Source organism: Luteibacter sp. TLI7-4A (assembly GCF_056754745.1).
This window is the reverse complement of record NZ_JBPGWO010000001.1, coordinates 649,827-669,765: the sequence shown is the minus strand read 5'-3', so window position 1 is coordinate 669,765 and position 19,939 is coordinate 649,827. Positions and strand designations below refer to the sequence as shown.

Here is a 19,939-nt window from a genome sequence, read left to right as displayed (position 1 = left end):
AGGGCCGCCGCGCAAGGCGCCTTCACGGGCAGGTAGTACAATCGACGGCTTGTCCGCAAGGCTCCTGCCCGACTCCATGCCCGTAGCGCTCCCTCGCCCCCCGCTCCCCGTCAACGCCAAGACCCGCCGTTACTGGGCCGTCCCCCACGGCTCGTCCTGGGCGCTCGAGATCGCCGAGGCGGCCCGCGCCCACGACGGCCTGCTGGTCGTAGTGGCACGCGACACCCGCAGCGCCGACAACCTCGAAAGCGAACTGGCCGTGTTCGCCGGCGAGTTGCCGGTGTTGCACTTCCCGGATTGGGAGACCCTGCCCTACGACGTCTTCAGCCCGCATCCGGAAGTGGTGTCGCAGCGCGTCGCCACGCTGTATCGGCTGCCCAGCACGCGGCGTGGCGTGCTCGTGGTGCCCGTCGCGACACTGATGCAGCGGATCGCGCCGCGCACGCACATCACGGGCTCCGGCCTGGTGCTGCGCAAGGGACAGAAACTCGATCTCATCGCCGAGCAGCGCCGGCTCGAAGCCGCGGGCTACCGGAACGTGCCGCAGGTGAGCGAACCGGGCGACTTCGCGGTGCGCGGGGCGCTGATCGACATCTACGCCATGGGCGCGAGCGAGCCCTATCGCGTGGAACTGTTCGACGACGAAGTGGAATCGATCCGCACCTTCGACACCGAAACCCAGCGCTCCCAGCACCAGGTCGAAGGCGTGGACCTGCTGCCCGCGCGCGAATTCCCGCTGACCGAGGACGCCGCGAAGAACTTCCGCAGCAACCTGCGCGGGCGCTTCCCGATCGACATCCGGCGCTGCCCGCTGTATCAGGACATGAAGGAAGGCGTGACGCCTGGTGGCATCGAGTATTACCTGCCCCTGTTCTTCCCGGCCACTGAGACCTTGTTCGACTACATCGCCGGCGACGCGATGTTCGTGCTGGGTGAAGGCGCGCTGGAATCGTCCGAGCAGTTCTGGGCGCAGACCACCGAGCGCTACGACCAGCGTGCGCACGACATCGAGCGGCCCGTGCTACCGCCGAACGAGATCTACCTGCCGCCGGAGCAACTGCGCGAGCGCTTGAACAAGCAGGTCCGCGTGGACGTGGTCCCGAAGGACCATGAGCACGCCGTGGACCTGGGCACGCTGCCGGCCCCCGACGTACCGTTGAACCGCAAGGGCGAGGAACCGGGCACGGCGTTGCGCCATTTCCTCGCCAGCTATCCCGGCCGCGTCCTCATCGCCGCCGATTCGGCGGGCCGGCGCGAGGCACTGATCGAACAGTTGGCCGGCGCGGGCTTGAAGCCGGCGAACGTGGACGGCTGGAAGGACTTCCTCGCGCGCGGCGAATCGCTGGCGATCACCGCCGCTTCGCTGGAACAGGGTTTCGCGCTGGCCAAGCCGGCGCTCACGGTGCTCACCGAGCGTGAGTTGTTCGGCGAGCGCGTCCGCACGGACCGCAAGCGACGCGCGGGGGCGGCACGCGATCCCGAAAGCATCATCAAGGATCTCACCGAACTGTCGATCGGCTCGCCCATCGTGCACATCGACCATGGCGTGGGCCGCTACCAAGGGCTCGTCTCGCTCGATGTCGGCGACATGCCCGGCGAATTCCTGACCATCGAATACGCCAAGGGCGACAAGCTCTACGTGCCCGTGGCCCAGCTGGGCCTGGTCAGCCGCTACACGGGTACGGCGCCGGAACTGGCGCCGCTGCATTCGCTCGGCGGCGACGCCTGGGAGCGTGCGCGGAAGCGTGCCGCCGAGAAGGTGCGCGACGTGGCGGCGGAGTTGCTGGCGATCTATGCACAGCGCGAAGCCCGCCAGGGTGAGTCCCTGTCGGTCGACCGGCAGATGATCGAGGAATTCGCGGCGACCTTCCCGTTCGAGGAAACCGCCGACCAGCAGGCGGCGATCGACGCCGTCATCACCGATCTCGCCGCGCCACGTGCCATGGACCGCGTCGTCTGCGGCGACGTCGGTTTCGGCAAGACGGAGGTGGCGCTGCGCGCCGCGTTCGCCGCCGCGACCGCGGGCAAGCAGGTGGCCGTGTTGGTTCCGACCACCCTCCTCGCCCAGCAGCACTACCGCAACTTCGCCGACCGCTTCGCCGACTGGCCCGTGCGCGTGGACGTCCTTTCACGCTTCAAGTCGAAGAAGGAAGTGGATCTCGCCCTCGAACGGCTGGCGGATGGCCAGGTGGACGTGATGGTCGGCACGCACAAGCTGCTCCAGCCCGATATCCGTTTCAAGAACCTCGGGCTCGTCATCGTCGACGAAGAGCAACGCTTTGGCGTGCGCCAGAAGGAACAGTTGAAGAAGCTGCGCGCCGAGGTCGACCTGCTCACCCTCACGGCCACGCCGATCCCGCGCACCTTGAACATGGCGATGAGCGGCTTGCGCGATCTTTCCATCATCGCCACGCCGCCCGCCCATCGCACCGCCGTGCGCACGTTGATCTCCACGTATCAGCCGGCGCTCGTCCGCGAGGCGATCCAGCGCGAGTTGGCCCGTGGCGGCCAGGTGTATTTCCTGCACAACGAAGTGGAGTCGATCGAGCGCACCGCACGTGAACTGGCGGAACTCGTTCCCGAAGCGCGCATCCGCATCGCCCATGGACAGATGCCCGAACGCGAACTGGAGCAGGTGATGGCCGACTTCCATCGCCAGCGGTTCAACGTGCTGGTGTCCACCACCATCATCGAGTCGGGTATCGACATTCCCACGGCCAATACGATCGTCGTGAACCGCGCCGACCGCTTCGGCCTCGCCCAGCTGCATCAACTGCGTGGCCGCGTGGGCCGCTCGCACCACCGCGCCTATGCCTACCTCATCGTGCCCGACCGTCGCTCGATGACGGCGGACGCCGAGAAGCGCCTCGAGGCCCTGGCCTCGCTGGAGGAGCTGGGTGCGGGCTTCACCCTGGCCACGCACGACCTCGAGATCCGCGGCGCCGGCGAGATGCTCGGCGAGGAACAGTCGGGGCAGATCCAGGAAATCGGCTTCGGCCTGTATACCGAACTGCTCGACCGCGCGGTGCGCGCGCTGAAGTCCGGCAAGGTACCGGACTTCGACCTCACCTCCGAGCATGAGACCGAGGTGGAGCTACATCTGCCCGCACTGATCCCGGAAGACTACCTGCCCGACGTGCACACGCGCCTGACCCTGTACAAGCGTATCGCCAGCGCGCGGAACGATGACGGACTGCGTGAGTTGCAAGTGGAGATGATCGATCGTTTCGGCTTGCTGCCCGACCAGACGAAGTGCCTGTTCGCGGTGGCCCAGCTGAAGCTGATGGCGACGCCGCTGGGTATCCGCAAGCTCGACTTCGGCGCCAACGGCGGCCGTGTCACCTTCCGCGAGAAGCCGGACATCGACCCGATGGCCCTGATCAAGCTGATCCAGCAGCAGCCGAGGGTGTTCAAGATGGACGGCCAGGACAAGCTGCGCGTGATCCTGGAGCTTCCCGGATCGGCGGAGCGTATCCGCACGGCGCAGGATGTGCTGGTGGCGCTCGGGGCGCCGCGGCCCGGGTGACTGCGACCCGGTGGGGCGCGGCATGGCCGGATCGCCGACAAGGTCGGCTCCCACCGGGCCAGCAGCGATACCTCGACCTGGTGGGAGCCGACCCTGTCGGCGATGCTTTTAGCCCGGTGGAAGCCGACCCTGTCGGCGATTCAATCCGGCCTGGAGCCCCCGGCGGCCTCAAGCCGCCGGCGTAGCCCGCACCAGGTACTGCACGCTGAAGCGGCGCGCCTCGTCCATCCATACCTTTTCCACCGACAATCCCGCCTTGTGCGCCATCTGGGCGAAATCGTCCAGCGAATACTTGCAGCTGTACTCCACGCGCATCGCCTCGTCTTCGCGGAAGGCGAAGGTATCGTGGCCCACGTGCACGTCCTGGCGCTTCGTGCTCACCAGGTCGGTCTCGATGCGCCCGGCCATCGCGTTATAACGCGCACGATGCCTGAAGCCTTCGATGTCGAAGTCCGCGCCGATCTCGCGGTTCAACCGCACCAGCATGTTCAACGTGAAGTCGCGGGTGACACCCGCGGCATCGTTGTATGCCGCCTCGATCTCGGCGGGATCCTTCTTCAGGTCCACGCCGATGATGATGCCGCCACCGTCGCTCATCTCCGTGCGCATCTGGCGCAGGATACGAACGGCGTCCTTGGTTTCGAAATTGCCGATGGTGGAGCCGGGGAAATAGATCACCGTACGGCGGGGCGAACGCGTTGCGACGGGAAGACGCAATGGTTGGGTGAAATCGGCACAGACCGGCTGCATCGGCACGTCCGGAAAACGCGTCGCCAGGTCGGCCACGCTTTCCATCAAGGCGGTTCGGGAGATTTCCACCGGCACGTAGGCCACCGGGGTGTGCAGGTGCTCGAGCAGCATGCGTGTCTTGATGCCGCTGCCGCTGCCGTATTCCACGAGGCGGACGTCGGGGCCGAGGGTGTCCGCGATATCGCCCGCATGCTCGCGCATGATCGCGATCTCGGTACGGGTGAGGTAATACTCGGGTTGTTCGCAGATGGCTTCGAACAGGGCCGATCCGCGCTCGTCATAGAACAATCGCGATGGGAGTCTCTTTGGCTTCGCGGCGAGGCCGCGGCGAACGGTATCGAGGGTGTCTTCGACATCCGGGTGCCGGTCATCGACGCGGATGTCTTTCGGTTGAGCGCTCATCGATCGTTTCCAAGTCGTATCCCCGCGAACTGCCAACGGGCGTGGGGAGGAAAGAAATTTCGGTACGTCGCACGAATATGGTCGGCGGGAGTGGCGCAGGATCCGCCTCGTAACACCCATTGACCATTCATGAACTTCCCGTTGTATTCGCCCAGTGCGCCAGCCAGCGGCCGGAAGCCCGGGTAACTGACATAAGGGCTCATCGTCCATTCCCAAACGTCGCCGTACATCTGTCCGAGCGTCGTCTCGAACGATGTGGCACGGGGTTGGAACACATCGTTGTCCTGAAGGTTCCCACGTACGGGAAGCTCCGCGGCCATCGTTTCCCACTCCACTTCCGTGGGCAGGCGAGCACCGGCCCAGCGCGCGAATGCATCGGCCTCGAAGTAACTCAGGTGGCATACGGGCGCATGAGGATCGATCTCACGGCGGCCATGCAAGGTGAATTCGGTCTCCAGGGCGTCGTCCCAATACAAGGGCCGGAACCAGTGTTCCGCCTGCACCGTGGCCCAACCATCGGAAAGCCAGAGCAGCGGATCGCGATATCCGCCGTCGCGCACGAAGGCCATGTACTCGGCATTGGTCACGAGGCGATTGGCGATCGTCCCCGCCTGCCGATACGCCCGATGCCGTGGTCCTTCGTTGTCGAAGGCGAAGCCGGTCCCTTCATGACCGATCGTCACCACGCCTTCATCGAAAGGAACATGGCGCAGCGGCTGCGCGACGACGGGAACCGCATGCGCGACCTCCGCCGCATACGCGGGCTCCAACGGATTCTGTGCGAACGCGTGCTTGATATCGGTAAGCAGCAATTCCTGATGCTGCTGTTCGTGCTGCACACCCAGTTCGATCAACGAAGGAAGCATGGCGTCGTCGCCACGCACGATGCGCTCCGCGACCGCCTCGTCGACGCGGCGCCGATACGCCAACACCTCGTCGAGTCCCGGCCGGGTCAGCATGCCGCGATGCGGCCGGGCGTGCATCGGTCCCACCGACTGGTAGTAGGAATTGAACAGGTAATGCCATTCGGGATGGCGCGGTTCGTAATCAGCGTCGCGGCCCAGTACGAAATGTTCGAAGAACCAGGTCGTATGGGCCAGGTGCCACTTGGCCGGGCTGGCATCGGGCATGGACTGGATGACGGTGTCTTCCGGCGAGAGCCGCGCCGCCAATTCCGTGCTGCGCCGTCGAATCCGAAGGAAGCGATGGGCGAGGTCCGAGCCGGCCTGGGGCGCTATATCGAGGCCGAGCGTGGGCGTGCTCATGCATGGGGTCCTGTGCGAGGGACGGTCGCCACTGACATTCGCGAACGATGCCCGAGCAACCGTTCAACAAATGTGAGCGGACCCTGCCGGCGGCTTAACGGCAGGAGCGCCGGTCCCGCATAAACTCTCGCCTCCACGCCCATTCGGGCTTAACGTGGAAGCCCCACTCCGAGGGTATGGCCATGAACCTCCGTTACCTGCTCGCCGCCTCCCTGCTCGTCACCGTCGGCGTCCACGCCGAAGGCTCCGGTGCGCCTCCCCAGGCGCGGAAGGAACTCCCTTTCGCCGACTGCCTGCGCACCGACCGCATCAACGAATGGAACGTGATCGACGACAGCACCGTCACCGTCCGCAATGGACCCAACCACTTCCTGGTCAAGACGACCGTGGCCTGCCCGCGCATGGATCTTGGCGGCGGCATCCACTTCCGCGCCTCGGAGAGCGACAAGGCCATCGGCTCCATGCGCATCTGTGGCGGCATCAACGAGCAGATCGTCCGCCGCGACGATCCACCGTGCCAGATTCAGTCCGTACAGACGATCGACAAGGCCGAGTTCGACAAGCTCGCCAAGAAGGCGAAGCGGCACGGCTCGGGGGCGGAACCCAACGGCATGGTGCCGTGAACAGGGTGTAGCAAACGAAAGAGCCCGGCCATTGGCCGGGCTCTTCGTCTTCCTACCATGTGCCGGTTCGATCAATAACCGTCGTCGCGGATGTAGCGCGTGCCGCCGTAACCGTCGTCGACGTAGGTCGTCGTGGTGGTTACGCGGCGGGTGACGACCGGCGCATCTTCATAGACGACCGTGGCCGGACGGCTATAGTAGACCGGGCGATCGTAGTAGACCGGCCGATCATAGACGACCGTGCGCGGCGCCGTGGCGTTGGCAACCAGGCCGACGACCGCGCCGGCCACGATCGCGCCGGCGATCCAGCGGCCCGCGTTGTCGTAGTGGCCACGACCGTAATAACCACCGTGGTAGCCATAACCCCCGTGATAGCCGTAACCGCCATGGTAGCCGCCGCCGTAGTAGCCGTGTCCGCGGGCGAACGCGCTCGGCGCGAAAGCCATCAGACCCGCAGCGGCGATGGCGAGAGCCGACTTGACGAACGTACCTTTCATGACAGTTACCTCCGGGTGTTGGACGCAGATTCGCGCTCGGGCACTGAATCCGGACTGAAGTTTTTTCGACCGACCGTTCACGTTTGCCACGGATTCACGAAGGGCTTCCGAAGCAGCCAGCAGCCATGGATATCGTGGCGCCGGGCGAAGTCGAACGGAATGCTCGGTGCGCTCCAGTCCTCGATGGAGAAGTGGGGTTCCAGGGCCGCCCGATCAAGTTGGAAACGGCGGTAATTGTTCGAGAAAACAATGACTCCATCCGGCAACAGGCGCTCGGCGCACAACAGCAGCAGCTTCACGTGGTCGCGCTGGACGTCGAAGTCGTCGGCCTTCTTGGAGTTGGAGAAGGTCGGCGGGTCCACGTAGATCAGGCCGTACTGCATCGAGCGGCTCTGCAGGAAGGTCAGCGAGTCCTCCTGGACCAGACGGTGGCGGTTTCCGGTGAAGCCGTTCAGGGCCAGGTTGCGCGAGGCCCAGTCCAGGTAGGTGCCCGAGAGATCCACCGTGGTGGTGTCGCGGGCGTCGCCGGCGGCGGCGTAGACGCTGGCGGTGCCCGTGTACGCGAACAGGTTCAGGAAATGCTTGCCGGCCGCGAGTTCGCGGATTTTCGCCCGGACCAGCCGGTGATCGAGGAACAGGCCCGTGTCGAGGTAATCGGTCGGGTTGACCAGGAAGGACAGGCCGCCCTCGTGGACCTCGACGAACTCGCCCTTCTGGTCGAACTGGCCGTACTTCGAACCGCCCTTGCCACGCTCGCGTGTCTTCACCGCGATCCGTTCACGGGGAATGCCCAGGACCTCGCCCGCCACGCGCACGATCTCGCGCATGCGCAGGCGCGCGACGTCCACCGGAATGTCCTGCGGCGCCTTGTATTCCTGGATGTGCAGCCAATTCTCGTAGACGTCGATGGCCGCGGCGTATTCGGGAAGGTCCTGGTCGTAGGCGCGCCAGCAGGTGATGCCCTCGCGGGTGAGGCGCTTGCGCAGGTGGCGGACGTTCTTCTCCAGCCGGTTCTTCAGCATCTGCGCGCCGTCGGACAAAGGCTTCGCCTCGCGCGGCGCTTCGTCCCGGGCACGCAGGGCGAAGGTCAGCAGCGGGGTCTCCAGCGCACCGTTGAACAAGGTGTAGCGCTTGTCCGGACTCAGGCGCAACGCGCGCCCCAGTTCCTCGTCGCCGGACAGCACGGCGGCGCGCCAGCCGCCGAAGCGGTCTTTCAGCGCCTGGCCGAGGTCGCGGTAGAGGCCGGGCAGTTCGACGCGATCGCCGAGGCGCTCACCGTACGGAGGATTGGTGATGACCAGGCCCAGCGGCGTTTCCGGCGGCGGTTCCACGTGGGCGGCGTCACGGCGGTCGAGATGGATGAATCCCGCGACACCCGCGCTCTGCGCGTTGCGCTTGGCGGTCTGCACCATGTGCGGGTCCGAATCGCTGCCGAAGAACACCGGACGCAGCGCCCGCAAGCCCTCCTCGGCGCGCGCCTTGGCCTCGTCGTAGATGCCGCGCCACAGGGTGTAGTCGTGCTTACGCCAGCCCAGGAAGCCATAGTAGTCGCGGCGCAAGCCCGGTGCCACGTCGGCGGCCATCAGCGCACCCTCGATCAGCAAGGTGCCCGAGCCGCACATCGGATCGACCAGCGCGCCGCCCTCGGCGTAGATGCGTGGCCACTGGCCTCGCACCAACATGGCGGAGGCGAGGTTTTCCTTCAGCGGGGCCTCGCCCTGCTGCTCGCGCCAGCCACGGCGATGCAGGGGCAGCCCGGAGAGGTCGATCGACAGCGTGGCGCGGTCGCGGCGCAGGCGTACATTCACCCGCACGTCCGGTTCCTCCGGGTCCACGTCGGGCCGCGCGCCACTGGCGGCGCGGAACTGGTCGACGATGGCGTCCTTGGTCTTCAGCGCGATGAACTGGCTGTGGGTGAGCTTGCTCTGCGCGGTGTTGGCATCGACCGCCAGCGTTCCATGCGCGGCGAGGTGCTCGGCCCAGTCGATGGCCTGGACACCGGCGTAGAGGGCGTCCGGATCGGCGGCGTCGAATTCGGCCAACGGCAGAAGCACCCGGCTGGCCATGCGCGACCAGAGGCAGACCCGATAGGCCGTCTCGATCGTGCCGGTGAACGACACACCGGCCAGCGCCTCGCGCACGTCGCCGGCGCCCAGGGCGATGAGTTCGTCCTTGAGCAGGTATTCCAGCCCCTTGGGACAGGTGGCGAAGAAGGCGCTCATGCCAAACCGCCCAGGAAGCGGCGAAATTCTGCTTCGATGTCCGGCAGCGTCGCCGCCAGGCGGTGGTCGTCCTGGACCAGCAGGGCAGGCATGGCGTGGCCACGGGCGAAGGCGAGCGCCTCGTCGAGCGGGCATACGTCATCCGCATAGCCATGCACGAGGAACGACGGCACGCCCGGCCGGGCGGCGAACGTCCGGGAATAACCCGGGATGCGCGCAGGCAAGGCAAGCAGGAACAGCCCGGCGACGGGCGCGTCCAGCGAGGCCAGGCCCGAAACGAACGCGCCCATGCTCGAACCGACCAGCACCGGGGGCCGTGGGGAAGCGGCGATGGCGGCCGCCAGGCGGGCAAGGCGGGGGTCGATCGAACCGGCGTGGCCGAGTGCGTCGTCCTCACGGTAATCGGGCCGCGCCGTGGTCCAGCCCAGCGTTTCGGCCAGGGCGGCGAGCGCGCTGACCTTGGTGGCGTCGGGACCGGAATCGGAACCGTGGGAAAGGATGATGTGGCCGCGCATGGCGGTCTCCGTACGCGGAATGACCGCCTATGTTATCAAAGCGGCATGATCGACATCCTTCACGCCCCCCTGCCCTACGAGTCCATCCTCCCCCAGCGGGAACCCGGGTCCATCGACCTCGTGGTGATCCACTGCACGGAACTGCCCGACCTGGCCATGGCCCGCGAGTACGGCGAGCGCGTGCTCCACGACTCCGGGGCGGGCAACAGTGGCCACTACTACATCGACCGCGACGGCTCGGTGCTGTGCTACGTGGACCCGCTGCGCGTGGCCCACCACACCCGCGGCTACAATCCGCGGTCGATCGGCATCGAACTGGTGAACACCGGCCGCTATCCGGACTGGTTCCACTCCGCGCGGCAGACCATGACGGAGCCCTACCCGGAGCGCCAGATAGCCGCCTTGCGCGCCCTGCTCGACCACCTCGTGGAGCGCTTCCCCTCGCTGCGCCACATCGCCGGCCACGAGGACCTGGACACGGCCATGGTGCCCGCCAGCGACGACCCCGATAACGAAGTGCCACGCAAGCGAGACCCCGGTCCGCAGTTCCCCTGGGCCAGGGCGTACGACGCGGGACGATTGGGCCGGCTGGCCGGCTAGCCCCGTTATACTGGCCGCCCATCGCGCCACCGCTTACCAGGATCCCCATGTCGGACAACCATGTCGGCGAACTCGTCGAGCTGATCGAACTCGAACGCCTGGAAGACAACCTCTTCCGTGGACAGAGTCGCGACATCGGCACCCGCTTCGTCTTCGGCGGCCAGGTGCTCGGCCAGGCCTTGTCGGCGGCGCAACGCACGGTGGACCCGAAGCGCGAGGCGCATTCCCTGCATGCCTATTTCCTGCGCGCCGGCGACATCAACGCACCCATCGTCTACAGCGTGGAACGCACGCGCGACGGCGGCTCGTTTTCGTCGCGCCGCGTCGTCGCGATCCAGCATGGCCAGCCGATCCTCAACGGTTCCATCTCGTTCCAGGAACCGGAGGAAGGCTACGAACACCAGATGTCGATGCCGGAAGTCCCGGCGCCAGAGGACGTCGAGCCGATGCCGGCCATGTCGCTCGAACAGTTGAGCCGCCTGCCGGAGAAGACCCAGCGCTGGCTCGGTATCGACGGTCCGTTCGAGTTCCGCCACGTCTGGCCGCGCGACGAACTGCGCCCGGCCAAGCGGCCGCCCTACCAGCACATCTGGTTCCGTCTCACCGCGCCGATCAACGACACCTTGTCGTTGCACCAGGCCCTGCTCGCCTACGCGTCGGACTTCCACCTGATCGGCACGGCGACCTTGCCGCATGGCATCTCCTATCTCACCCGCAACATGCAGATGGCCAGCCTGGACCACGCGCTGTGGTTCCACCGTCCGTTCCGCATCGACGAATGGCTGCTGTACTCCTTCGACAGCCCGACTTCGCAGGGTGCGCGTGGCCTGGCACGCGGCATGATCTACACCCGCGACGGCATCCTCGTGGCGTCCACCGCGCAGGAAGGCCTGATCCGCGTCCGCCCGGACTGATCGCGTGAACATCGAGCTGCGGCACCTGCGCTATTTCATCGCCGTTGCCGACGAGCTCCATTTCAGCCGCGCCGCCGAGCGACTGGGCATCTCCCAGCCGCCGCTCAGCCAGCAGGTCCGCGACCTGGAAGGCATGCTCGGCGTGCGCCTGCTGCGCCGGACCAACCGGCGTGTCGAACTCACCGATGCGGGACGGGCCTACCTCGACGCCGCCAAAGACATCGTCGCGCGCGTGGACGATGCCGGAGACATGGCACGCCGCGCCGAACGCGGCGAGATCGGTGAATTGCAGGTGGGCTTCACGCGCAGCACGCCGTTGATCGAGCGCTTCCCGCGAGCGATCCGCGCGTTCCGCGAAACCTATCCCTCGGTACGGCTGGTACTGCAGGAACGCAACACGCTGCAGCAGATCGAGTGCCTGCTCGACGATCGCCAGCAGCTGGGACTGATTCGTGGCGCCGTGCTTCCCGCGCCCCTCGTGTCACGCAAGGTGATGGACGATCCGCTGGTCGCCGTGATTCGCGCCGACCATCCGCTGGCACGGCGCAAGCGTGCGAAGTTGCGCATGGAAGAACTCTCCGATGAACACTTCATCGTGTTCACCCGCGCGGCGGGCACCGGTATCCACGACCAGTTGTTGACGATGTGCCGCAATGCGGGCTTCTCGCCGCGCATCTCCCAGGAAGCGGGGGAATCGTCGACCATGATCGGCCTGGTCGCCGCGGGCATGGGCGTTGCCGTGCTGCCGCAATCGATGCGCCACGTGCAAGTGAACGGGGTGGCTTACGTCACCATCGATTCACCCGACGCGGCGAGCGCCTTGCACCTGGCGCATCGCCGCGACGACACATCGCCGCTGGTGAAAGCCTTCATGAAGCTGATGCTAAAGGCGTGAGCCCGCGCAGCTTCAATGCGATGCCGAGGCCGAGCAGGACGAGCACGGCGACATAGCCCGCGACGCCGGCCCAGCCACCATGGGTCCACGCGATGCCACCGAGCGAACCGGCGATGCTGGAACCCATGTAGTACGAGAACAGGTAGAACGACGAGGCGTGCGCCTTGGCGGAGGGCGCACGATTGCCAACCCAGCTGCTCGCGATGGAATGCCCACCGAAGAAGCCGAAGGTCATCACGGCGATGCCGGCCACGATGGCCCAGAGCGATCCGCTCGCCGTCAACGCCACGCCAGCCAGCATCATCAGCAGGGTGGCCCAGAGCACGCGACGGCGGCCGAGTCTCCCCGCGACCGATCCGATCCACGCCGAGCCGACGACGCCGACCAGGTAGACCATGAAGATCGCGCCGACGTGGGATTGCGAGAGCGAAAATGGCGGTGCGAGCAAGCGGTATCCCACGTAGTTGTAGATGGTGACGAAGGCCCCCATCAACAGGAATCCCTCCGCGAACAGCCACGGCAAGCCCTTGTCGCGCCACAACGAAACGAACGCGTCCGCCAGCACGCGCGGATGGGCGCGACGCTTCTGGAAATGCAGCGATGGCGGCAATCCACGCGCCACGAGGAACGCCGCGATCAGGCCCAAGGCACCGATCGTGCCGACAGCCACGCGCCACGACGCGTGATCCGCCGCGAAGCCGGAGAGGATGCGCCCGCTCATGCCGCCGATGGCGTTGCCGCCGATATAGAGTCCCATCGCATAGCCGATCGATTCGCCGTGGACTTCTTCGCTCAGGTAGGTCATCGCCACGGCGGGAAGGCCGGCCAGGGTGAGCCCCAACACGGCACGCAAGACCAGCAGCGATGTCCAGTTCGGTGCCATCGCGGTCAACAGCACGAGTATCGATGAGCCCAGCAGCGACGCCAGCATGATGGGTTTGCGACCCCACGCGTCCGAGAGCGCACCGGCGAACAACATCGCTACCGCCATCACGCCGGTGGTCAGCGAGAGCGACAGGCTGCTCGCCGCCGCGTCCACATGGAAGGCGCTGGAGAACGCGGGCATGAGGGGCTGCACGCAGTAGAGCAGCCCGAACGTCGCGAAGCCCGACGAAAACAAGGCGAGATTGGTACGCCGGAACGCCGACGTGCCATGACGAATGCGCCGATCCACGAGCACCGCCGGCGCGGCGGACGACGAGCCGTCCACGGGAACCTCCAGGGAAAGAGCCATGCGGAAAGGCTAATCCCTGAATTGAGTCGAATCGATATAGTGAAAGCTCCGCTTCGATATGTTTGAAGTATGGCCACCTCGGGTGACCGCCTATCGAAATCGCCTCACCCTGGTGGGAGCCGACCTTGTCGGCGATCCCGCGGCAGCGGGCCAGTTCGAGGCAAGCACCCATCGCCGACAAGGTCGGCTCCCACAAGAGCAATTCGATTCCCACGAGAGCGGGTGTCACTGACCCGGGGCCAGCGAGGGCCGCAGATCAGCGGGAGACGGTGCCGCTCGCTCCGCCATCCCACTGCACCGCCGACGCGAGTTCCTCGTTCGTCAGTGCCAGCTCGCCGCCGTCGTCCGCCATCTTCATCGCCACGACGTGATCCCCGTGCCGCGACAGCTCGGAACCACCCGCTGCGGTCAGCGCCTGCATCCGGCTCTCATCCGTGGCGAGCAAGACCAGCAGGGTTTTCGATCCCGCCATGAAGCGAACGCCGGTGGTCGCGCCCGACTGCGACAGTTCCGCCGACTCCAGCGGCACGGCTCGTACCTTGCCGGCCCAGCGCGGTGGCGCGACGAAGGTGTACCCCGCCGCCTCGTCGCGCCAGACGAAGCGCTTCATCGGCTCAGGAGCCGGCGCGGGCTGGCCGTGGGTGCCGGGCGGAGGCGTGGCGGCCGCGAGCGCGGGCAGACCAAGCATCAAGGCGAGAACGAGGGTTTTCATGGCCAGGTCTCCGTGAGGACCGCCCCAGCCTACGCCGTATCCGTCACCCCGGCGTCAAGCGCTCTCCTTTCCACTGACCCATGCGAACAGGCCGATACCGACGATGATGGCGATGGCTCCGGTCGCAGCGAGGGCACCAGGAATGGCTTCGCCCAGGAAAACCGCGCCGATCGCCGTGGCGAACAACAATTCGGCGGCCTGCATCGCCTCGACGGCGGCCAGGGCCGTCGGCTGCCGGCCGACGCGCTCCGTGGCGTGGAAGAACAAGACCGTGGCGATCACGCCCGACGACAGCGCCACGCCACTGGCCAGCAGCACTTCGCGCAACGTCGGCGGTCCGATGGTCGTCCAGGTCAGGACGAACAACACGAGCCATAGTGGCCAACTCGCCAGGGTCATGCCGAACACGCGCTGCACCGCCCCGAGCTTCGTACCGCTGCGTTCCAGGTGAAGCAGGATCTTCCGGTTGCCCAGGGGATAAGCGAAGGCGGCGAAGACCACCGCGGCCACCGCCATCCATGCGGAGGCATCGAGTGCGCCGTGGGCGTGACCGAACTGCAGGAGCATCACACCGATGACGATCAGCGCCCCGATCGCCAGCGCGCCCCCATGCCAGCGCGCCCGCTCGTCGCGATAGATGAAGGGAGCCATCAACGGGCCGGCGAGGACGGTCGTCTGGAAGCTTCCCGCCACGAGCCACGACGGGCCACTGCTCGCCGCCCAGGTCAACGGCACGCCGAACAACACGAAACCGACCGTGCTCCAGCCGAGCCATGTCCGCGCATGCGAGCGCAATTCGTGTGGCAGGCCGCCCAGCCCTCCCTGAAACGGCAATACGGCGGCCAGCAACGGCAAGGTGACGATGTAGCGAAGGATCACCGCCCATTGCCAGTGGCCGCCGCCACTGACGACGGCGCGATTCAGGACATAGGTCAGCGTGAAGAACAACGCCGAGAGCAGCGCGATCGCCACGGCGGCGGGCGCGTTGGAGCGCATCAGCCGATGGCTTCCATGTGCGTCAACAACAACCGGAGGCTTTCCCTGCCCTGCCAGTCATTGACGGAAAGCTCGTAGGCCACCCGCATCCGCGCCGGCGGTGGGGTTCCGTCGTAGCAGTTGAACATCACGGCATCGAGCGGCGCTCCGCCCTGCTCGTGATGCAGTTGCAGGCGAAGGTGGCGTCCTCCCATCGGCTTCCACGAGGCGCATTCGACACGCGCCTCGAAGAGGGGTGGCGGAAAGCCCTGCCCCCATGGCCCGGCATGGCGCAGTTGTTTCGCGAGATCGAGGGTATGGTCGCGGTAATCGAGTTCGCCATCGGTATGGACGAGCGCTTGCAGCCGCTCGTCGTCCAGGTGCGCGCGCGCCGTCGCGTCGAAGGCGGCGGCGAAGCGTTCGAAGTCGGCGGCCTGCAGGCTCAGGCCGGCAGCCATCGCGTGCCCGCCGAAACGAAGGATCAGTCCGGGATGTTTCGCGTCGATCTCGGCCAGGGCATCGCGAATGTGGAAGCCGGGAATCGAGCGGGCCGAGCCCCGGAGCTCATTCGTATCGTCTCCCGCCGGGGCGAACGCGAGCACGGGACGATGCAGCTTTTCCTTCAGCTTGGAAGCCACCAGGCCGACAATGCCCGCATGCCAGCCAGGGTCGAACAGGGCGACACCCACGGCGTCGACATGCGCCGCGCGCGCGACCATCGTCTCGGCATCGTCCACCATCCCTGCCTGCATTTCGCGGCGTTCCTGGTTGATCGCCGAAAGTTGTTCCGCATAGCGCCTTGCGATGCCGGGGTCGTCGGTGAGCAGGCAGGCGACTCCGAGGGACATGTCCTCGAGGCGACCGGCCGCATTGAGCCGCGGACCGATGGCGAAGGCCAGATCGGTCGCTCCCACGGTCGCCAGCGAGCGTCCGCTGGCTTCGATGAGGGCCGTGATACCCGCACACGCCTTGCCTGCGCGCATGCGCTTCAGGCCCGCGTCGACCAGCACGCGGTTGTTGAAATCCAGCGGCACGAGATCGGCGACCGTGCCGAGTGCGACCAGATCCAGCAGCGCGCCCAGGTCGGGCTCGCCATGCGGGAAATGTCCTGCGTCACGCATGGCCGCGCGAATGCCCAGCAGCAGGTAGAACATGACGCCGACGCCGGCGAGCGCCTTGCTGGGGAAATCGTCGCCGACGAGGTTGGGATTCACCATGGCGTCGGCGTCGGGCAACGTATCGCCCGGCAAGTGATGGTCGGTGATCACCACTGCGATACCACGGGCACGCGCAGCGGCCACGCCGGCGACACTGGCCACGCCGTTGTCGACGGTCACGATGATGTCCGGCGTCGGATCGAGCGACGCCACCAGCGCTTCGCTCAGGCCGTAGCCGTGCACGAAGCGATTCGGCACCACGTGGCTCACGTGGCGTGCGCCGAGCAAGCGAAGGCCGCGTTCGGCCACCGCCGTGCCGGTGGCACCGTCGCAGTCGTAGTCGCCTGCGATGACGATGCGCCTGTCCTCGGCGATGGCGCGCATGAGCAAGGCGACGGCGCGATCCAGGCCACCGAGCAGGTTGGGCGACAGCATGCGGGCCAGTCGATGTTCCGCGCCGTCCGGGGTGCACACGCCACGTGCGGCATAGATACGCTGGATCACGGGGTGGACATGCGCCGGCCAGCCGCTCGGCGCGGTGGCGACGGTGCGCTGGCGCCAGACCCTGGCGGTCATGCCTTGCGCCAGAAGCGAAGGCGGTGACGCTTGCGCAGCACCATGCGCACACCATCGGCGAAGGCGAGGCGAACCTCGGTGCCTGCCGTGAGGTGCGCTTCGATCGCCGGCCACCAATCGCGCTCGAAAGCGGTCGGCTGGACGTCCTGCAAGTCGAGCAGGCTGTATGTGGGAGCCGCTTCAGCGGCGATGGCTGGGTTGCCGCGAGCACCCTTCGCCGCTGAAGCGGCTCCCACAGGTGAAGCGGCTCCCACAGGAGTGGCTCTCGCTTGGGCGGCTTCTGCACGGATGGACGGTGCGAACATCGTGCGCGACTGGATGTCCACATTTGCGCGGTGGGCCAGGGCCCAGGCGAGCAGGTCGTCGCTGTAGATCCGTGAAAGGCCGCATTCCACCCAGTCGGGAAGCGCGCCGGGACCCCACAGCCACACGCTGTTCACGGGTGGAAGGCCCTGCGCCGCGCGTGTGCGGTTCACCGGGTGGTTGTGCAGGATCACTTGCGCTTCGTTGATCAAGGCGCGCCAGCGCCGCCCTTCCTCGCCCTTGGGCAACTGCTCGAAGAGATCGGCGCCAAGCGCGTCCTCCGGCTCGGGAAAGGAAGGCACCTGGACGTAGCCCGGCAGACGCAGCTGCCAGTGCTGCGCATCGCCGACCAGGAGATTCATTCCCTCCGCCTCGAAGGTTTCGGCGAGCGCGTCGACCAGGCTCTTCGAATCCTCCACGCTCAAGCCGAGGTTGCCGCAGGCAAGCAGGCGTGCGCCATTGAGTTCCGGCTGCACCCAGGCGGGATCGGCGGACAACCACAGTGCGTCGCCCGCGTCGCCGGCCACCGACTGGCGGATCAGCGCCGCGGCCGGCAGCGGCCCATGCGGCCATCGGAAGTGTTCCGACAGGGCGACGAGGTAACCCGGCATCGCCGCCGGCAGCGTCGTTCCGCGTGCGAGCCAAGCGGCGAAGGGGGCAACGCCGCCAACCTTGTCGCGTCCCGGCAACAGTACGTGGAGGACGGCGCTCACGCTCAGGCCTCGATCTGTTCGAGAAGTTCGAGCCATTCCGCTTCGAGCGTTTCCTTGTCGCCACGCAGCTCGGCCTGGCGCTGGCCGAGCTTCATCAGTTCGGCCGTGGGGCCGCCGTACACGGCGGGGTCGGCCAGCTTGCCTTCGATCATGCCGAGTTCCTTGTCCATGCTTTCGATCAACGCCTCGATCTTCTTCACCCGTGCGCGCAGCGGCTTTTCCTTCTCGCGGTCCTCCGCACTCAGCTTGCGCTTCTCCTTCGCCGACTCCTGCACGGGCGCATCGGCCGGCGCGGAGGCCACGGCCGCCGTCTTGCGCGTGGTGGCGCGGCTGCGCAACCACTTCGCGTAGTCGTCGAGGTCGCCGTCGAAGGGTTCCACCTTGCCGTCGGCCACGCGCCAGAACTCATCGCAAACCATGCCGAGAAGATGGCGGTCATGCGAGACCAGCACCAGTGCGCCGTCGAATGCCGCGAGCGCGTCGGCGAGTGCTTCGCGCATGTCGAGGTCGAGGTGGTTGGTCGGCTCGTCGAGCAGCAGGAGGTTCGGCTTGTCCCACGCGATCAGGGCGAGGGCCAGGCGCGCCCGTTCGCCACCGGAGAATGCGTCCACCGGCTCGAACGCACGATCCGCCGGGAAATTCCAGGTACCGAGGTAGTCGCGCAGCACCTGTGCGCCGGTGTTCGGCGCCTTTTCCTGCAAATGGTCGAAGGGACTCGCACCTTCGCGCAGGCTTTCGACCGTGTGCTGGGCGAAGTAACCGATCTTCGTGTCCTTGTGAAAACCGCGCTCGCCGACCAGCGGCGCGAGTTCGCCGACCAGCGACTTCACCATCGTCGACTTACCGGCACCGTTCGGACCGAGCAGGCCGATACGGTCGCCGGATTCCAGCCCGAAGGCGATGTCGTGCAGGACGACGTGGTCGCCGTAGCCCGCATCCACGTGATCCAGTTGCAACATCGAGGTCGGCAGCCGGTCGGGCGTCGGGAACGAGAAGCTGAAGGAGCGCTCGGCCCGCACCGCCTCGGTGCCGGCCATCTTTTCCAGCCGCTTCATGCGCGACTGCGCCTGCTTGGCCTTGCTGGCCTTGGCCTTGAAGCGGTCGATGAAGGATTGCAGGTGGGCCCGCTCGGCCTTCTCGCGCTCGTGCGCGATCTGCTGCTGGCGCAGGTGCTCGGCGCGCTGACGTTCGAACGCGCTGTAGTTGCCCGTGTAGAGCTTGGCCGTGCCGTCGTGCAGGTGCATCGTGTGCGAGATCACGCCGTCGAGGAATTCACGGTCGTGGGAGATGATCAGCAACGTGCCCGGATAGCGGCGCAACCATTCCTCCAGCCAGAGCACGGCGTCGAGGTCGAGATGGTTGGTGGGCTCGTCGAGGAGGAGCAGGTCGGAAGGCGCCATGAGGGCCCGGGCAAGGTTGAGGCGCACGCGCCAGCCGCCCGAGAACGAGGACACCGGCCGCTCGTGGGTTTCGGGCGCGAAGCCGAGGCCGTGCATCAGCCGGCCCGCACGGGCACGCGCGTCGTAGCCGTTCACTTCCTCGATGCGCATATGCGCGGCGGCCACGGCCTCGTGGTCCTCGGCGGCGAAGGCGTCCGCCTCGGCCTTGAGGGCGGCGGCCACTTCCACGTCGCCACCCAGCACGTATTCGATCGCCGGGTCGGGCAAGGCGGGGGTTTCCTGGGCCACGGAGGCGAGGCGCACCTTCGATGGCATGTCCAGGTCGCCGACTTCCGGTTCCAGCTCGCCCTTCAGCGCGGCGAACAAGGTGGACTTGCCACAGCCGTTGCGGCCGATGACGCCGAGGCTCCAGCCGGTCTGGATCGTGAGATCCATCTGCGACAACAAGGTGCGGCTGCCCCGGCGCAGGGCGAGGTTGCGGAACGAGATCATGGATAGGCATGCAGGCGAGAGACGACTGCGCATGATAGCCGTCCCGCTCCGTCCGCGTCGCCGAAACGCGACGCAGCACACAGGCGCGAAGTTCGCCGCGCGCCTCCCATGGCGCAGCCCCGGGCGATCTGTTACAACGGCGTCCTGCGCCGCATGGGGAGCGCGACG

16 protein-coding genes are annotated in these 19,939 nt (G+C 66.8%); 5 read left to right on the top strand and 11 right to left on the bottom strand.

Translation table 11 applies throughout. The annotated features are described in order from the left end of the window. The first annotated feature begins 76 nt into the window (after positions 1-76). The gene (mfd, locus tag ACR9Y6_RS02985; RefSeq protein ID WP_481279923.1) at positions 77-3,526 is read left to right on the top strand and encodes a transcription-repair coupling factor; all 3,450 of its coding nucleotides are present in this window, start codon (positions 77-79) and stop codon (positions 3,524-3,526) included. Positions 3,527-3,694: 168 nt separating this feature from the next. Here mfd and egtD read toward each other — a convergent pair whose 3' ends face one another. Both egtD and egtB read right to left on the bottom strand, forming a co-directional pair. Continuing rightward, positions 3,695-4,678 (bottom strand): L-histidine N(alpha)-methyltransferase, encoded by a 984-nt coding sequence (gene egtD / locus ACR9Y6_RS02980; RefSeq protein ID WP_481279922.1) that lies wholly within the window; start codon positions 4,676-4,678, stop codon positions 3,695-3,697. Next, positions 4,675-5,943: an ergothioneine biosynthesis protein EgtB gene (gene egtB / locus ACR9Y6_RS02975; RefSeq protein ID WP_481279921.1), complete on the bottom strand. Its 1,269-nt coding sequence runs from the start codon at positions 5,941-5,943 to the stop codon at positions 4,675-4,677. The genes egtD and egtB overlap by 4 nt, the downstream gene beginning before the upstream one ends. A 182-nt stretch (positions 5,944-6,125) precedes the next feature. Here egtB and ACR9Y6_RS02970 point away from each other — a divergent pair, with 182 nt between their 5' ends. Then, entirely contained in the window at positions 6,126-6,566 is a 441-nt protein-coding gene (locus tag ACR9Y6_RS02970; RefSeq protein ID WP_481279920.1) for a DUF6491 family protein, read from the top strand. Between the two features lie 71 nt (positions 6,567-6,637). Here the strand turns inward: ACR9Y6_RS02970 and ACR9Y6_RS02965 are convergent, their stop codons facing one another. The 3 genes from ACR9Y6_RS02965 to ACR9Y6_RS02955 all read right to left on the bottom strand — a co-directional run bounded on the left by ACR9Y6_RS02965 (position 6,638) and on the right by ACR9Y6_RS02955 (position 9,800). Then, complete coding sequence (locus ACR9Y6_RS02965; protein ID WP_481279919.1) at positions 6,638-7,063, bottom strand: hypothetical protein; 426 nt, start codon at positions 7,061-7,063, stop codon at positions 6,638-6,640. Between the two features lie 77 nt (positions 7,064-7,140). Beyond that, a complete protein-coding gene (rlmKL, locus tag ACR9Y6_RS02960) occupies positions 7,141-9,285 on the bottom strand; it encodes a bifunctional 23S rRNA (guanine(2069)-N(7))-methyltransferase RlmK/23S rRNA (guanine(2445)-N(2))-methyltransferase RlmL (protein ID WP_481279918.1) in 2,145 nt (714 codons plus the stop codon). After that, positions 9,282-9,800 carry an alpha/beta hydrolase gene (locus ACR9Y6_RS02955; RefSeq protein WP_481279917.1) on the bottom strand — a complete coding sequence of 173 codons (519 nt, stop codon included), beginning with the start codon at positions 9,798-9,800 and terminating at the stop codon, positions 9,282-9,284. Before ACR9Y6_RS02955 ends, rlmKL begins: the two co-directional genes overlap by 4 nt. A 45-nt stretch (positions 9,801-9,845) precedes the next feature. Between ACR9Y6_RS02955 and ACR9Y6_RS02950 the strand changes: the two genes are divergently transcribed. From ACR9Y6_RS02950 to ACR9Y6_RS02940, 3 genes are read left to right on the top strand one after another with little or no spacing between them, the layout of a single operon-like run. Continuing rightward, positions 9,846-10,400, top strand: coding sequence for an N-acetylmuramoyl-L-alanine amidase (locus ACR9Y6_RS02950; RefSeq protein ID WP_481279916.1), 555 nt, complete (start codon positions 9,846-9,848; stop codon positions 10,398-10,400). Between the two features lie 47 nt (positions 10,401-10,447). Beyond that, positions 10,448-11,314: an acyl-CoA thioesterase gene (locus tag ACR9Y6_RS02945; RefSeq protein WP_481279915.1), complete on the top strand. Its 867-nt coding sequence runs from the start codon at positions 10,448-10,450 to the stop codon at positions 11,312-11,314. A gap of 4 nt (positions 11,315-11,318) precedes the next feature. After that, the gene (locus ACR9Y6_RS02940; RefSeq protein ID WP_481279914.1) at positions 11,319-12,209 is read left to right on the top strand and encodes a LysR family transcriptional regulator; all 891 of its coding nucleotides are present in this window, start codon (positions 11,319-11,321) and stop codon (positions 12,207-12,209) included. Here ACR9Y6_RS02940 and ACR9Y6_RS02935 read toward each other — a convergent pair. From ACR9Y6_RS02935 to ACR9Y6_RS02910, 6 genes are all read right to left on the bottom strand, one after another. Then, positions 12,184-13,443: an MFS transporter gene (locus ACR9Y6_RS02935; protein WP_481279913.1), complete on the bottom strand. Its 1,260-nt coding sequence runs from the start codon at positions 13,441-13,443 to the stop codon at positions 12,184-12,186. The two genes, ACR9Y6_RS02940 and ACR9Y6_RS02935, sit on opposite strands and share 26 nt — an antisense overlap. A gap of 256 nt (positions 13,444-13,699) precedes the next feature. Further along, a complete protein-coding gene (locus tag ACR9Y6_RS02930; protein ID WP_481279912.1) occupies positions 13,700-14,155 on the bottom strand; it encodes a hypothetical protein in 456 nt (151 codons plus the stop codon). Between the two features lie 54 nt (positions 14,156-14,209). Continuing rightward, on the bottom strand, positions 14,210-15,151 hold the full coding sequence (locus tag ACR9Y6_RS02925) for a multidrug resistance efflux transporter family protein (RefSeq protein ID WP_481279911.1): 942 nt from the start codon (positions 15,149-15,151) through the stop codon (positions 14,210-14,212). After that, complete coding sequence (gene recJ, locus ACR9Y6_RS02920; protein ID WP_481279910.1) at positions 15,151-16,863, bottom strand: single-stranded-DNA-specific exonuclease RecJ; 1,713 nt, start codon at positions 16,861-16,863, stop codon at positions 15,151-15,153. Before recJ ends, ACR9Y6_RS02925 begins: the two co-directional genes overlap by 1 nt. After that, the gene (locus ACR9Y6_RS02915; protein ID WP_481279909.1) at positions 16,860-17,879 is read right to left on the bottom strand and encodes a phosphoglycerate mutase; all 1,020 of its coding nucleotides are present in this window, start codon (positions 17,877-17,879) and stop codon (positions 16,860-16,862) included. The genes recJ and ACR9Y6_RS02915 overlap by 4 nt, the downstream gene beginning before the upstream one ends. A 2-nt stretch (positions 17,880-17,881) precedes the next feature. Continuing rightward, on the bottom strand, positions 17,882-19,771 hold the full coding sequence (locus ACR9Y6_RS02910; RefSeq protein ID WP_481282678.1) for an ABC-F family ATP-binding cassette domain-containing protein: 1,890 nt from the start codon (positions 19,769-19,771) through the stop codon (positions 17,882-17,884). Between the last annotated feature and the right edge of the window lie 168 nt (positions 19,772-19,939).